The sequence below is a fragment of the Marinobacter daepoensis DSM 16072 genome (genome assembly GCF_000421165.1).
GTDB lineage: Bacteria > Pseudomonadota > Gammaproteobacteria > Pseudomonadales > Oleiphilaceae > Marinobacter > Marinobacter daepoensis.
In genome coordinates this window covers 17139-30988 of sequence record NZ_ATWI01000012.1, presented here as the reverse complement: position 1 = coordinate 30988, position 13850 = coordinate 17139, and the positions used below count along the sequence as shown (strand labels likewise).

Sequence of the window (13850 nt, the reverse complement as noted above, 5' to 3'; positions counted from 1 at the left end):
GCTTGCTTCCGGTCAGGACGTTCAGGAGGCGCCGGGCAAAAAGCGGTGCACCGGACTGGATCGTCACCTTTGCGGATCTGGCCACCCTGTTGCTGACGTTTTTCATTCTTTTGTTGTCGTTTGCCGAAATGGATGTGGAAAAGTACCGGGCCATGGCCAATTCGATGGCGCTGGCCTTTGGTTCCAGTAATGTCGTGGCCCAGGATATCGGCGGTTCGCCCATTACTCTGGTGGAGTCTGACACCGTATCGTTGCCCGAGCCGTCGGAGTCGTTGCAGGACCAACCGGAATTTATTGATGAGCGCACTGAGCGCTCGGAAACCCGGCAGATTCCCGGTGGAGTGCTGGATCTGGCGGGTCGCCTGGTGCGGGAGCTTCAGTCTGAGGTGGCCTCTGAGGCCCTGCACGTGAACTATGACGAAGATCAGGTGGTGATCCGGTTCTCGGAAGAAGCGACCTTTCGGTCAGGAGATGCCGAAATCAAACCGGAGATGATCCCGATCATTGAGCGGGTGGTGGATGTGCTGGCGGTTTGTACCGGGGATGTGGTGGTCTCCGGACACTCGGACGACCGGCCGATCTCCAGCAGTCGCTATCGCTCCAACTGGGATCTGTCGGCGGCCCGGGCGGTGTCCGTGGTTCATGAACTGGTGCTCGATCGACAGATCCCTGCTGAACGTGTGGTGGCGGCCGGTCGGGCCGAAACCCGTCCGCTGGCCGTTAACGATACCCCTGAAAACCGCGCCATGAACCGTCGGGTGGAAATCGCGATTCGCAAACCTGAATGTGATGAGGATGCACCCACGGCGGACCTGCCGGTGGAAATCCTGCCCTGAACGACCGTCGCCTTATGCCGTGAGCGTAGCTTCTCATAGTGGATTCATATAACCCCTCTTCATTCAAAGCCTTATACTGTGCGCCCTGGATTACTGACAGCAGGAGATGCCAGCATGAGCGGACCGGACAAGCCCAAAGTTATTGGTGAAGAGTGGAGCGATGAGCGGGTTAGGAGTTATCTCGATCTCACTCCGTGGGATCAGAGCGTTAACGCAGATCATTTCGTTCTGAATCGTGCCTACGAGGCGATGCGGGCCGAGGATTTCGAGCGCTTTGTTGGCTTTTTTGTCGAAGCCGGCCGGGATCTGAACGCGGAAGACGAACAGGGTGCCACCATCCTGGATCGGGTCGCCAGCCACCGTCGCAGTGCGGATTACGTCCGAGCTCTGGAAAAGGCCGGGGCCAAAGCCGGGGCAACCGACGGACACTGAGGTCTGCCGATTGCACCAGCTCCGGGACAAGCGGTTTACCGAACTTCCACTTCAATCGCTTTCGGTTCTTTCGGCTCCGCCTTCTGAATCTTCAGCGTCAGCAGGCCGTCCTTGAACCCGGCTGTCACGCTGTTCTCGTCCACGTTGTCGGGCAGCGTGAACCGGCGCGTGAAGCTGCCATAGAAGCGTTCGATGCGGTGCAGCTTTTTGTCGTTGCTCTCTTCCTCGCTCTTGCGCTCCCCCTGAATGGTGAGCACGCCATCATGGACCGTCACTTTGACATCCTCTTTGGCCATGCCTGGCAATTCAGCTTCTACCAGAAAGGCTTCCGGGGTTTCCTTGATGTCGACCGCCGGGGCCCAATCACTTCGGCTGAACAGGTCTTTGCCTTCCCGCTCACCGTTGGCGCGGGCAAGGCCAAACATCCGGTTGTAGCGGTTCATCATGTCTTCGAACTCACTGATCGGATTCCAGCGTGTGATGTTGCTCATGGGAACTCCTCCATTAACGAATACGAATCTGAGGTTTTCATCAGCTTCGGTCGCGGAACAGCTCCAAACCGGTGGCGCCCCCGGATGGACTCCGTGAACTTCTGCTATTCACGAAAGTAGGTTCAAACAGACGAATTTCAAGTGCCCACTGATCAGAATTTGACCTGAATCAGGGGCGCCTGGGAGTTATTCGGTGGGGTTCAGGTACTCGTTTTTCAGTTTTACGTAGTTGGCGGCGGTGTACTTGAAGAAGGTTTTTTCTTTATCGCTCAGTGCCCTGGCCTGTTTGCACGGTGAACCCACATACAGGTAGCCAGATTCCAATCGTTTGCCCGGGGGGACCAGCGTGCCAGCACCGATGATGACCTCGTCTTCCACCACGGCGCCGTCCATGACCGTACAGCCCATTCCGACCAGAACCCGGCTGCCAATGGTGCAGCCGTGCAACAGGGCTTTGTGGCCCACGGTCACGTCATCACCAAGGATCAGTGGCCAGCCACCGGGGTTGTAGTCGCTGGCGTGGGTGATGTGCAGGACGGAACCGTCCTGGATACTGCAGCGGTCGCCGATGCGGATTTTGTGCATGTCGCCGCGGATCACAGTCATGGGCCACACGGAGCAGTCTTCGCCCATCTGGACGTCGCCGATGACCACGGCGCTGTCGTCGACCCAGGTGCCTTCGCCAAATTGTGGTGTGATACCCTTGTGAGTTCGTACATTCGCCATTACATATACCTCAATACTGTCCAAGTACGGTGCAAGCTATCTCATTAACGAACGGCTGAGAAGGGGACCTATGAATAACCCGCTACTGACTGACGATCTGTTGCCGAAGTTCGGCCATATCCGTACCGAGCACATGGAAACGGCCATCGACCAGATTCTCAGCGAGAACCGGATGAAGATCCAGGCACTGGCCGGGCAGGAAAACCCTACCTGGGAAACCCTCGCTCAGCCTATGCAGGCGCTGGAAGACAAACTGAGCAATGCCTGGTCGGTGATCTCACACCTGAACGGTGTGATGAACAACGACGACCTGCGCAAATTCTACAAGAATTGCCTGGAAAAACTGACGGAGTACAGCACCGAAGTCAGCCAGAATGCGGCTCTGTGCGAGGCCTATAAAAAGCTGGCTGGCCGGGATGATTTCCAGACTCTGAGTGAAGCCCAGCGCAAGTCCATCGATAACATCCTGCGGGATTTCCGGCTCGGGGGGGTGGATCTGCCGGAGGACAAGAAGAAGCGTTATGCGGAGCTGTCCCGGGAACTGGCAGAACTGTCCAACAAGTTCAGCGACAACGTTCTGGACGCCACCCAGCACTGGTTCAAACACATCACCGACGTGGACGAACTGTCTGGTCTGCCGGAAACGGCCATTGAAGGCGCAAAGCAGGCAGCCCGTCAGAAGGAGCTGGACGGGTACGTCATTACTCTGGATTTTCCCAGCTTTTATCCGGTGATGACCTATGGTGACAATCGCAGCCTGCGCCGGGAAGTGTACGAGGCCTTTGTTACCCGGGCATCGGACCAGGGGCCGGATGCCGCGACATGGGATAATACCCCGGTCATGGCGGAGATTCTCAAGCGTCGACATGCCCTCGCCCAACTGCTTGGGTTTGGTAATTACGCCGAACGTTCGCTGGCCACCAAAATGGCCCGCAGCGTGGATGAGGTGATGGAATTCCTGAACCAGCTCGCGGCCAAGTCAAAGCCCCAGGCGGAGAGGGAATTTGCCGAGCTGAAGGCGTTCGTTAAAGACGAGTACGGCCAGGAGGACCTGCAGGCCTGGGATGTGGGTTATTACAGCGAAAAGCTGCGCCAGAAGCGTTACGACATTTCCCCGGAAACCCTGCGCCCCTGGTTCCCGGTGGACAAGGTGGTGCCGGGCTTGTTCCGGGTGGCAGAGAAGCTGTTTGGTGTGCAGATCGAGGCGCATCCGGAGGTGGAAACCTGGCATGACGACGCCCAGGCCTATTGCATCAGCCGACACGGTGAGCCGATTGCCTGGTTCTATCTGGATCTCTATGCCCGCCAGGGCAAACGCGGTGGTGCCTGGATGGCGGACTGCCGGGTTCGCTGGCGGGATCTGCGTGGTAAATTGCAGCTACCGGTGGCGTTTCTGACCTGCAACTTTACGCCGCCTGTGGATGGTAAACCGTCGCTGCTGACCCACGACGAGGTGACCACCCTGTTCCACGAATTCGGCCATGGGCTGCACCACATGCTGACGCAGGTGGAAGTGATGGATGTGTCCGGTATCAATGGCGTGGCCTGGGATGCGGTTGAGCTGCCGAGCCAGTTCCTGGAAAACTGGTGCTGGAATCCGGAGTCTTTGGCACTGATTGCCAGCCACCATGACACCGGTGAGCCATTGCCGGAGGACCTGCTGCAGAAGTTGCTGGCGGCGAAGAACTTCCAGTCGGGGATGGCTATGGTGCGGCAGCTGGAGTTTTCGCTGTTCGATTTCCGTTTGCATGCGGAATTCAGCGAGCAAGCGCCGACCAATCCGCTGGACATGCATCGCACCGTGCGGGAAGGCATTGCGGTGGTTCAGGCGCCGGACTTTAACCGCTTCCCCAACGCGTTTTCCCACATCTTTGCCGGTGGGTACGCGGCCGGGTACTACAGCTACAAGTGGGCGGAAGTGCTGGCGGCCGATGCGTTCTCGCTGTTTGAGGAAAACGGCATTTTTGATCAGGAGACCGGCAAGGCCTTCCTGCATCATATTCTTGAGAAAGGCGGTTCGCAGGAGCCCATGGCGTTGTTCAAGGCATTCCGGGGCCGGGAGCCCGAAGTGGATGCCTTGCTGAAGCAGACCGGCATTACGGACGAAGCGGCCTGATACCACGATGCCCGGTGGTCATCATGGCCATCGGGTAAAGAATCTGGAGTTGAATGATGGCAAGTCCGAAACGTTTTATTGCCGGTGCGGTGTGTCCCCGCTGTGCGGAGATGGACAAGATCATGATGTTTACCAATGATCATGGTAAGCAGATCCGGGAATGTGTGGCCTGCGGGTTTACCGATGCCATGTCGGAACAGGCGTCGACAGCGGCGACGGAAATCGAGACACGGGTGAACAAGCGAGGCAACACCGACGACCATACAGTAAAGCAGGTCGTGTTCTTCAAATCGGGACCGGAAGACTGACCCCCTGCCTGCCGGTGACGGTTTCCGGTCGTCGACAGGCAGAGGTTGAGCGAGTGCGTCAGAGCACCATCGCGGCCAGCCAGCCAAAGGCCAGCAATGGCAGATTGTAGTGCAGGAACGTGGGCACCACGGTGTCCCAGATGTGGTTGTGCTGGCCATCCACGTTGAGCCCCGCGGTGGGCCCGAGGGTGGAGTCAGACGCAGGGGAACCCGCGTCGCCCAGGGCGCCGGCGGTGCCCACCAGAGCAACGATGGCCAGTGGGCTGAAACCCAGTTGCAGCGCCAGCGGTACGTACAGCGCGGCAATAATGGGAATGGTCGAGAATGACGACCCGATGCCGATGGTAATCAGCAGGCCGACGGCCAGCATCAACAGGGCGGCCAGTGCCTTGTTGTCACCAATGGCCGCAACGGAACCCTCCACCAGACTGGCGATTTCGCCGGTTTGTCGCATGACCTCTGCGAAGCCATTGGCAGCGATCATGATGAATCCGATCATGGCCAGCATTTTCATGCCTTCGGTGAACAGGTCATCGGCTTCCTTCCATTTCACCACACCAGAAACGTTGAACAGTACGAACCCGGCCAGCGCGCCAAGGATCATGGAGCCCAGCCAGAGCTGGACAACGAAGGCCACAGCGATGGCGACCAGAGCCATGACCAGGGTTCGCGGGCTGTATTTCACCTCGACGCGCTCGGTCTGTTCGATGCGTTTGAGGTCGTAACCGCGACCGCCCCGGTAGCTGAAAAAGACGGCAATCAGCAGCCCGGTCAGCATGCCCAGAGCTGGCAGGGCCATGGCTGACATGACGTTCAGCTCGCTGGCATCCACACCGTTGTCGGCCACATTGGCCAGCAGGATTTCATTCAGGTAGATGCCGCCGAAGCCGACCGGCAGGAACATGTAGGGGGTGATCAGGCCGAAGGTCAGGACACAGGCCACCAGTCGACGGTCCATGTGCAGTTTCGCCATGACGTACAGTAAGGGGGGCACCACCAGCGGGATAAAGGCGATATGAATCGGCAGAATGTTCTGGGAGGAGATAGCGATCGCCAGCAGCAGCCCGATGATCATAAACCGGATGCCGTTTGCGGCGCCGCCTTCATCCTGGCGGCCCACCAGCGTCAGCGCCTTGTCGGCCAAAGCGTGGGCAAGACCGGACTTGCCGATGGCAACGGCAAAGGCACCAAGCGTCGCGTAGGAGAGTGCAACGGTCGCGCCTCCCCCCAGGCCTGAGTTGAAGGCATTGATGGTATCTTCAAGGGACATACCCGCCACCAGGCCACCGGAAATGGCTCCAATGATCAGGGCAACGACAACGTGGATGCGGCACAGGCTCAGTACGAGCATGATCAGCACCGCGGCAACGACGGCATTCATGGCAAACTCCGGGCAGACATCGGGGATCAACCGGCGCCTTCCGACCGCCGGCAGTACGAAAAGTGCGCTAATGTGCAGGAAATGGCGGCGACAGTCAAAGCGGTTGTGCGCGGGTTACTCATTTTCGATGCGCATAAAACGGGGGACCAGCTCCCCGGCAACCTCCACGGTTTCCTGAAACATGGCCAGAGGCCGGACCCACAGGCTGTAGTCGCCATACAGGCAACGATAGACCACCATGGACTCTTCGGTTTCGCTGTGCCGGGCGACGCCGATGACATCGTAGGTCTGGCCTTTGTAGTGGCGATAGCGACCGGGTTGAACAGGATGTTTGCGTTCGTGCATGGCTTCCTCTCTGGTGGTACCAGGACGTTACTCCATAATGTCACCGGCCCTGGGTCGGAGTCTGTGGCCAGGGCCGGTTAGCTTCAGTTTTTCAGTTTGTACCGGCCCGGCCCCAGAAACATCACGGCCAGCGCGGTAAACAGGAAGAACCCCTGGAGTTCGAGGGCCCATCCGCCATTGCTGCTCAGGGTCAGCAGCTGGTGCCCGTGAACCAGGGCGATGGCTACGATCATGTTAAAAATGATGATCAGGGCGCCAATGCGGGTCTGGTAGCCCAGGATGACCATCAGCGGCGCAATGATTTCGCCGATATAGACACCGTAAGCCAGTATGGTCGGAAGGCCATGGCTGGCCAGTTGCCCTTCGATAAAGCCAATACCGTTGAGCAGTTTGGCGATGCCGTGGAACAGCAGCAAACCACCCAGTGTGAGCCTTACAATCAGTTTTCCCAGATCGGCATTGTCCAGCACGCTTGGTCTCCAGAGTTGGGTTCAAAAGAGAGCAGGATACGGCTTTTTGTGAGGCAATTCAGTGACGTGTTGTTAGCAATTGCCGAGTCAGCCGCCAGACCCCAGAGAAAAGCGGATGTGGTTGCGGTCCAGCAGGTTTTCCCAGTAGTGGCGCATCCAGTCCCAGGCCTGGTGATTGACCTGGTTTACAAACGGGTCCAGGTCGAGGTCGTAGTAGTCCGGGGTTCCCGCTGTCTGCAGGACGGTAACGGTGATGGCGTCGTCCAGCTCGTTGGCAAACGGCTCACCGATCAGCTCGTGCACCAGCAGGTTGGCCCGGGTGGCTTCCAGGTCAATCAACTCACTGGCGCGGATGGACCGGTTGTTGTCTTGCATCTCCTCCATCAGACGGTGACACAGATAGGCGCGGATGAGCAGACCGTCCAGGCCGTCGTAGCGCACCAGTAATACGGAGGGTTGGGTAAAGAATCGGATAGCGGCGTCAATGAACGGCTGGAACAATTCTGTGATGCCGGCTTCACGGGCGCAGGCGTCGACACATTCTATCAGCCGGGGGGCCATCTCGATGTATTCCACGGCAAACTGGAACAGCGACGTCGCTGGCTGATAGCCGTCCACGACGACCGAGCCCGGTAGTCGGGCGGCTTTTTCTTTCATCTGGCGTAAAAAGGCGCCGGATCGTGCTTCCTGACGCCTGGCCTGATCGATGATGTCAAGGACAGCCTTTGGTGTCATTTCTGGGGATGCCGAGGTCTGAATAATGTGAGGTCGCAAGGCGCCTCCTGTTCTAATAAGGAATAACCGGAGGCAGGATAGCAGGGGCTGGCTACCGCAACATGCCTGCCGTTTCTGATTAGTGTAGCCAAGATTTTCCGCCTTGCTTCACGAGACGTAAAATTTAACCCTTGGTACTGGCTGACAAGATTCAGTGTGGCTCAAACCAGCGGCCCATCCGGGTGTATCGCCAGCACAGCCAGCCCATACTGGCGGCCCGTGCCAGCATCAGGGCTATCAGCGCAAACCAGAGCCCGTGGTTCCCCCAGCCGGTGGTGAACCACCAGGCAGGCAGGAAGACAGCAAGGGCCGAGAACAGCATGGTGTTCTGCATTTCCCGGGTGCGGGTGGCGCCAATGAACACTCCATCGAACAGGAACCCCCAGACTGAGGCAAACGGCAGTAACCAGAGCCAGGGCAGGTATTGCCACGCCGTCGTGCGAACCTCTTCGATACCGGTCAGCAGGCTGATCAGCCAGCGCCCCCCGAGCACAAAGGCAAGGGTCAGGATCAGGGCACCCCAGACCGACCAGCGCAGGGCGCTGACGAAGACCAGCCGGAAACGGCGTTGACTGTTCTGGCCGACGGCCTCCCCGATCAGGGCTTCAGCGGCGTTGGCAAAACCATCCAGGGCGTTGGATATGACCAGCAGGAAGGTAATCAGAACGGCATTGGCCGCCAGGATGATATCACCCTGGCGTGCCCCCTGAGCGGTGAAGAATGCCAGCACCAGCAACAGGGCGACGGTGCGAACCATAATATAGCGATTCACCCGAAGAATGGTCAGATAGTCGGCGAGGTGGCCGAACAGGGCCCGGCTCAGAGCCTGGCCTTCGGGCATCCGCCGGAGCACGATGACAAAACCGATCAGGGCGGCGCCATACTCGGCCATGACGGTGGCCAGAGCTACGCCCCGGCTGTTCCACCCAAGCACGGTGACGAAAAACACGTCCAGCACGATGTTGATGCCGTTGGCAATGATCAGCATCACCATAGGCCCACGGGGGAACTGGGTGCCTATCAGCCAGCCCACCAGGGTGTATTGGCACAGCACGGCAGGGGCGCTCCAGATCCGGATAGAGGCGTATTCTGCCGCCAGTGCGGCCACGTCAGGACTGGGGTTCATCAACTGCAGACCCAGACGGATCAGGGGCTGATGGAACAGAATCAGCAGCAAACCGATCCCTGTCGCCAACAAGAGGGAGCGCAGCAGTAGTGCGACCTGGGCAAAGTGGTCCCGCTTTCCCCAGGCCTGGGCAGACAGGCCGGTGGTGCCCATTCTCATGAAGCCGAAGGTCCAGTACAGGATACTGAAGAGGTTAGCGCCGACGGCGACGGCCCCCAGATACTCCGGGCTGTCCAGGTGGCCCAGCACAGCCGTATCCACCAGGCCCAGCAATGGGACGGTGAGGTTGGTCAGCATCAGAGGCCACGCCAGTGCCCAGAGGCGTCGGTCAATCATGCCGACTGGGCGCCGCTTATTCTTTATGTTTCTCAAAACTCTGCACTTATCTTATTTGGATTTAAGGGTTTTTTAGTCTTTTTTTGATCTGTGTCTATACTCAAATTTGATGTATCCATAAGCAGGCTTTCACTCTGGGGTTATCCGGCGGTTGCGAGTGCCTTCGGTGATCACAGGGGGATAACGCAAAATCCGACAAGAATAACACTCTGTGGAGACACAGTATGAGCGTGCATGCCAAGCGGGCAGTAGCCCTAGCCGCTGGTTTGTCGTCACCGGCTGTTGTCATGGCTGACTGGACCATGAACATGTCGCCCGGTGTAACCGGCACCAGCAATCAGATTTTCAGCCTTCATATGACCATTCTCTGGATCTGCGTCGCCATCGGTGTAGTGGTGTTCGGGGTCATGTTCTGGTCCATCTTCGCTCATCGCAAGTCTCAGGGTGCCAAGCCCGCCAATTTTCATGAAAACACCGTGGTTGAGATTTTATGGACCATTATTCCCTTTGCAATTCTGGTGGCGATGGCGATTCCGGCCACGGCAACGCTGGTGGAGATGTACGACACCACGGAATCTGACGTCGACATCAAGATTACCGGGTATCAGTGGCGCTGGCAGTACGAGTACATCAACGAGGATTTTGGTTATTTCTCCAGCCTCTCCACGCCACGAGACCAGATTGAAAACCGCCAGGCCAAAGGCGAGAACTATCTTCTGGAGGTAGACAACCCGCTGGTGATTCCGGTGGGTAAAAAGGTGCGTTTCCTGTTGACCGCCAACGATGTTATCCATTCCTGGTGGGTACCGGAGTTTGGTGTAAAGAAAGATGCCATCCCCGGTTTTATCAATGAAACCTGGACCCGCGTTGATGAGCCGGGCATTTACCGGGGCCAGTGCACGGAACTCTGCGGCAAGGACCATGGCTTTATGCCTGTGGTGGTGGAGGCGGTGCCGGAAGAGGAGTACAACGCCTGGGTGGCCGGGCAGCGTGAAGCGGCCGAGAAAGAGCGCCAGCTGACGGAGAAAGACTGGACCATGGATGAGCTGATGGCCCGCGGCGAGAAAGCCTACCAGACTGCATGTGCGGCCTGTCACCAGGCGGACGGCAGCGGGATGCCACCGGCATTCCCGGCGTTGAAGGGCAGCCCGATTGCGACCGGTGAAATGGACGCTCACATCGATATCGTGGTGAACGGCAAGTCGGGCACCGCCATGCAGGCGTTCGGCAACCAGTTGAGTGAGGTGGATCTGGCGGCGGTGATCACCTATGAGCGCAATGCCTGGGGCAACAACACCGGTGACATGGTCACACCCAAGGAAATCTTTGATTACAAGAACCAAGAGTGATCAACGCCAGATAACAACAATCACCAGCCACATCAGAAGGCGGTAACGGGGGTTTTCATGAGTGCGGTTGCAGATACCCACAGCCAGGAACATCACCACGGCCCGGCCAAAGGCATCAGTCGCTGGCTGCTGACCACCAACCACAAAGACATCGGGTCGATGTACCTGATCTTCAGTTTTGCCATGTTCCTGCTCGGGGGCAGCATGGCGATGGTTATCCGGGCCGAGCTGTTCCAGCCGGGACTGCAGATTGTGCAGCCGGAGTTCTTTAACCAGATGACCACCATGCACGGATTGATCATGGTGTTCGGAGCAGTGATGCCTGCTTTTGTGGGGCTGGCTAACTGGATGCTGCCGTTGATGGTCGGGGCGCCGGACATGGCGCTGCCGCGCATGAATAACTGGAGTTTCTGGCTGTTGCCCTGCGCGTTCCTGATCCTGGTGTCGACCCTGTTCATGCAGGGGGGCGCACCGAACTTTGGCTGGACCTTCTATGCGCCGCTGTCTACCACGTACGGGCCGCCCAGCACCACGTTCTTTATCTTTGCGGTGCACATCATGGGGGTCTCGTCGATCATGGGGGCCATCAACGTCATTGCCACCATCCTCAACATGCGGGCGCCGGGCATGACCCTGATGAAAATGCCGTTGTTTGTCTGGACCTGGCTGATCACCGCGTTCCTGCTGATTGCCGTGATGCCGGTGCTGGCCGGTGTGGTGACCATGATGCTGATGGACATCAATTTCGGGACAAGTTTCTTTGACGCCTCCGGCGGCGGTGATCCGGTGCTGTTCCAGCATGTGTTCTGGTTTTTCGGCCACCCTGAGGTCTACATCATGATTCTGCCGGCGTTCGGTGCGATCTCCCATATTGTGTCGGCGTTCTCCCGCAAGCCCCTGTTCGGGTATGCCTCCATGGTCTACGCCGTGGGTGCGATCGCCCTGCTCTCGTTCATTGTGTGGGCGCACCATATGTTTACCGTCGGCATACCGTTGGCCGGTCAGCTGTTTTTTATGTACGCGACCATGTTAATCGCGGTGCCCACCGGGGTGAAGGTGTTTAACTGGGTGACCACCATGTTCCGGGGCTCTCTGAGCTTTGAGGCGCCCATGCTGTTTGCCGTAGCCTTCATCATTCTGTTCACCATTGGGGGGTTCTCCGGGCTGATGCTGGCCATCGCACCTGCAGACTTCCAGTACCACGACACCTACTTTGTGGTGGCGCATTTCCATTATGTGCTGGTTCCGGGCGCTATCTTCGGCATTTTTGCCTCCGCCTATTTCTGGCTGCCGAAGTGGACTGGCCACATGTACGACGAAACCCTGGCCAAGACCCATTTCTGGCTGTCCTTCATTGGCATGAACCTGGCGTTCTTCCCGATGCATTTTCTGGGATTGGCCGGCATGCCCCGCAGGATTCCGGACTATGCCTTGCAGTTTACTGATTTCAATATGATTTCCAGTATTGGTGCGTTCATGTTCGGGGCCACCCAGTTGTTGTTCCTGTTCATTGTGGTCAAGTGTGTCCGGGGTGGTGAAAAGGCCCCGGCCAAACCCTGGGATGGGGCGGAAGGGCTGGAGTGGACGGTGCCCTCACCTGCGCCTTATCACACCTTCTCAACGCCGCCGGACGTGAAATAACCGGGAGGTCGCCATGGCAGAGGTACAACCACAGCAGGGTAAGCGCAGTAACAGCCGGGTTATTGCCTGGTGCATGGCGGGGGTGGTGGGCATGTTTGCCTTTGGGTTTGCCCTGGTTCCCCTGTATGACGTGTTCTGTGAAATCACGGGCATCAACGGCAAAACCGGAGGGCGTTACGAGACCGGGGTGTCGAATGCGGTGGACGCCAACCGCACGGTGACCGTGCAGTTTCTTGCCAGCAATGGCCCGGGCATGTCGTGGGAATTCCGGCCGGTCACCCGAAGCATCCGGGTGCACCCTGGTGAGCCAGTGACGGTCAACTTCTATGCGGAGAATGGTACGGATGAGGCCATGGTCGGCCAGGCCGTTCCCAGCCTGTCACCGTCTGAAGGGACTTTGTATTTTCACAAGACCGAATGTTTCTGCTTCAACCAGCAGCCCCTGGAGGCCGGGGAGAGCACGGAGATGCCTCTGGTGTTCATTGTCGATCCGGAGCTGCCTGAGCACATCACCAAGCTGACACTGTCCTACACGCTCTACGATCAGAGCCAGAAGGCTGAGGTATCGGGAGCGGTTGGGGCAGGTAAAACAACCAACAATAACGGCTAAGCCGTCGGAGACAGCTATGGCGGAGCATCAGACCTATTACGTTCCCGAGCAGAGCAAGTGGCCTATCGTTGCGACCGTTGGCCTTGGGGTGACCCTTTATGGCGCGGCGTCCATCATGGTCAATGGCAATCAGGGCGAGAGTACCACCGGCTCTTGGATTATGTTCTGGGTTGGCGCCCTGATCATGGCGTATATGCTGTTCGGCTGGTTTGGCAGTGTGATTCGCGAGAGTCGCGCCGGTCTCTACAGCGACCAGATGGACCGTTCGTTCCGCTGGGGGATGAGCTGGTTCATTTTCTCGGAAGTGATGTTCTTTGCCGCGTTCTTTGGCGCGCTGTTCTACGTGCGGGTCTTTGTGGTGCCCTGGCTGGGAGGCGAGGGTGATAAAGGCAGCACCAACATGTTGTGGGAGGGTTTCCAGGCAAGCTGGCCACTGGTCAGCAACCCGAATCCGGAGGCCTATCCCGGGCCGAAGGAAGTGATTGGCCCCTGGGGGCTCCCGCTGATCAATACCCTGCTACTGGTGACTTCCTCCTTCACCGTAACCATTGCCCATCATGCCCTGAAGGCGGGAAACCGGGCGAAGGTCAAACTCTGGCTGGCGGCTACCATCGCCCTGGCGGTGGTGTTCATGTTTGTTCAGGGTTACGAATACATGCATGCGTACCAGGATCTGGACCTGACGCTTCAGTCCGGGATTTATGGCAGCACCTTCTTCATGCTCACCGGTTTCCACGGTGCCCACGTGATGCTTGGGACTCTGATGCTGGTGATCATGCTGGTCCGGATTACCAAAGGCCACTTTACCGCCGACAACCATTTCGGGTTCGAAGCGGCCTCCTGGTACTGGCACTTTGTGGATGTGGTCTGGCTGGGGCTGTTTATCTTCGTGTATGTGCTGTAAGGCTG

General features: G+C 58.1%; 15 protein-coding genes. 8 read left to right on the top strand and 7 right to left on the bottom strand.

The features are described 5' to 3' along the window. Positions 1–2 precede the first annotated feature (2 nt). The gene (locus K325_RS0114055) at positions 3–836 is read left to right on the top strand and encodes a flagellar motor protein MotB (protein WP_029654902.1); all 834 of its coding nucleotides are present in this window, start codon (positions 3–5) and stop codon (positions 834–836) included. Between the two features lie 114 nt (positions 837–950). Next, positions 951–1268 (top strand): PA4642 family protein, encoded by a 318-nt coding sequence (locus K325_RS0114050; protein WP_029654901.1) that lies wholly within the window; start codon positions 951–953, stop codon positions 1266–1268. Between the two features lie 35 nt (positions 1269–1303). Here the strand turns inward: K325_RS0114050 and K325_RS0114045 are convergent, their stop codons facing one another. After that, positions 1304–1759 (bottom strand): Hsp20/alpha crystallin family protein, encoded by a 456-nt coding sequence (locus K325_RS0114045; protein WP_029654900.1) that lies wholly within the window; start codon positions 1757–1759, stop codon positions 1304–1306. 186 nt (positions 1760–1945) lie between these two features. Then, entirely contained in the window at positions 1946–2485 is a 540-nt protein-coding gene (locus tag K325_RS0114040) for a gamma carbonic anhydrase family protein (RefSeq protein WP_029654899.1), read from the bottom strand. Positions 2486–2555: 70 nt separating this feature from the next. Between K325_RS0114040 and prlC the strand changes: the two genes are divergently transcribed. Next, on the top strand, positions 2556–4601 hold the full coding sequence (gene prlC, locus K325_RS0114035) for an oligopeptidase A (protein ID WP_029654898.1): 2046 nt from the start codon (positions 2556–2558) through the stop codon (positions 4599–4601). A gap of 56 nt (positions 4602–4657) precedes the next feature. Beyond that, on the top strand, positions 4658–4909 hold the full coding sequence (locus K325_RS0114030) for a YheV family putative zinc ribbon protein (protein WP_029654897.1): 252 nt from the start codon (positions 4658–4660) through the stop codon (positions 4907–4909). A 58-nt stretch (positions 4910–4967) separates the two neighbouring features. On the opposite strand, the gene K325_RS0114025 is transcribed toward K325_RS0114030, so the two are convergent. The 5 genes from K325_RS0114025 to K325_RS0114005 form a co-directional block, all read right to left on the bottom strand. After that, positions 4968–6290: a Na+/H+ antiporter family protein gene (locus tag K325_RS0114025; RefSeq protein ID WP_029654896.1), complete on the bottom strand. Its 1323-nt coding sequence runs from the start codon at positions 6288–6290 to the stop codon at positions 4968–4970. Between the two features lie 114 nt (positions 6291–6404). After that, complete coding sequence (locus K325_RS0114020; protein ID WP_029654895.1) at positions 6405–6635, bottom strand: DUF1653 domain-containing protein; 231 nt, start codon at positions 6633–6635, stop codon at positions 6405–6407. 83 nt (positions 6636–6718) lie between these two features. Further along, entirely contained in the window at positions 6719–7105 is a 387-nt protein-coding gene (locus K325_RS0114015; protein WP_029654894.1) for a DoxX family protein, read from the bottom strand. An 87-nt stretch (positions 7106–7192) separates the two neighbouring features. Continuing rightward, entirely contained in the window at positions 7193–7840 is a 648-nt protein-coding gene (locus K325_RS0114010) for a hypothetical protein (RefSeq protein WP_029654893.1), read from the bottom strand. Between the two features lie 190 nt (positions 7841–8030). Then, positions 8031–9341 (bottom strand): MATE family efflux transporter, encoded by a 1311-nt coding sequence (locus K325_RS0114005; RefSeq protein ID WP_211218160.1) that lies wholly within the window; start codon positions 9339–9341, stop codon positions 8031–8033. Between the two features lie 224 nt (positions 9342–9565). Here K325_RS0114005 and coxB point away from each other — a divergent pair, with 224 nt between their 5' ends. The 4 genes from coxB to K325_RS0113985 are packed head-to-tail and all read left to right on the top strand — an operon-like array spanning position 9566 to position 13845. Then, the gene (gene coxB, locus K325_RS0114000) at positions 9566–10690 is read left to right on the top strand and encodes a cytochrome c oxidase subunit II (protein WP_029654891.1); all 1125 of its coding nucleotides are present in this window, start codon (positions 9566–9568) and stop codon (positions 10688–10690) included. Positions 10691–10747: 57 nt separating this feature from the next. Continuing rightward, positions 10748–12331: a cytochrome c oxidase subunit I gene (ctaD, locus tag K325_RS0113995; RefSeq protein WP_029654890.1), complete on the top strand. Its 1584-nt coding sequence runs from the start codon at positions 10748–10750 to the stop codon at positions 12329–12331. A 13-nt stretch (positions 12332–12344) separates the two neighbouring features. Further along, on the top strand, positions 12345–12941 hold the full coding sequence (locus K325_RS0113990) for a cytochrome c oxidase assembly protein (protein ID WP_029654889.1): 597 nt from the start codon (positions 12345–12347) through the stop codon (positions 12939–12941). A gap of 16 nt (positions 12942–12957) precedes the next feature. After that, on the top strand, positions 12958–13845 hold the full coding sequence (locus K325_RS0113985) for a cytochrome c oxidase subunit 3 (protein WP_029654888.1): 888 nt from the start codon (positions 12958–12960) through the stop codon (positions 13843–13845). The last annotated feature ends 5 nt before the right edge of the window (positions 13846–13850 follow it).

What these genes read in the sequence shown, in the direction of transcription:
- K325_RS0114005 (WP_211218160.1), bottom strand. Translation starts at nt 9,341, where the DNA reads ATGATTGACCGACGCCTCTGGGCACTGGCGTGGCCTCTGATGCTGACC.
- K325_RS0114030 (WP_029654897.1), top strand. Translation starts at nt 4,658, where the DNA reads ATGGCAAGTCCGAAACGTTTTATTGCCGGTGCGGTGTGTCCCCGCTGT.
- K325_RS0113985 (WP_029654888.1), top strand. Translation starts at nt 12,958, where the DNA reads ATGGCGGAGCATCAGACCTATTACGTTCCCGAGCAGAGCAAGTGGCCT.
- prlC (WP_029654898.1), top strand. Translation starts at nt 2,556, where the DNA reads ATGAATAACCCGCTACTGACTGACGATCTGTTGCCGAAGTTCGGCCAT.
- K325_RS0114040 (WP_029654899.1), bottom strand. Translation starts at nt 2,485, where the DNA reads ATGGCGAATGTACGAACTCACAAGGGTATCACACCACAATTTGGCGAA.
- K325_RS0114010 (WP_029654893.1), bottom strand. Translation starts at nt 7,840, where the DNA reads ATGACACCAAAGGCTGTCCTTGACATCATCGATCAGGCCAGGCGTCAG.
- K325_RS0114045 (WP_029654900.1), bottom strand. Translation starts at nt 1,759, where the DNA reads ATGAGCAACATCACACGCTGGAATCCGATCAGTGAGTTCGAAGACATG.
- ctaD (WP_029654890.1), top strand. Translation starts at nt 10,748, where the DNA reads ATGAGTGCGGTTGCAGATACCCACAGCCAGGAACATCACCACGGCCCG.
- K325_RS0114050 (WP_029654901.1), top strand. Translation starts at nt 951, where the DNA reads ATGAGCGGACCGGACAAGCCCAAAGTTATTGGTGAAGAGTGGAGCGAT.
- K325_RS0113990 (WP_029654889.1), top strand. Translation starts at nt 12,345, where the DNA reads ATGGCAGAGGTACAACCACAGCAGGGTAAGCGCAGTAACAGCCGGGTT.
- K325_RS0114020 (WP_029654895.1), bottom strand. Translation starts at nt 6,635, where the DNA reads ATGCACGAACGCAAACATCCTGTTCAACCCGGTCGCTATCGCCACTAC.
- coxB (WP_029654891.1), top strand. Translation starts at nt 9,566, where the DNA reads ATGAGCGTGCATGCCAAGCGGGCAGTAGCCCTAGCCGCTGGTTTGTCG.
- K325_RS0114025 (WP_029654896.1), bottom strand. Translation starts at nt 6,290, where the DNA reads ATGAATGCCGTCGTTGCCGCGGTGCTGATCATGCTCGTACTGAGCCTG.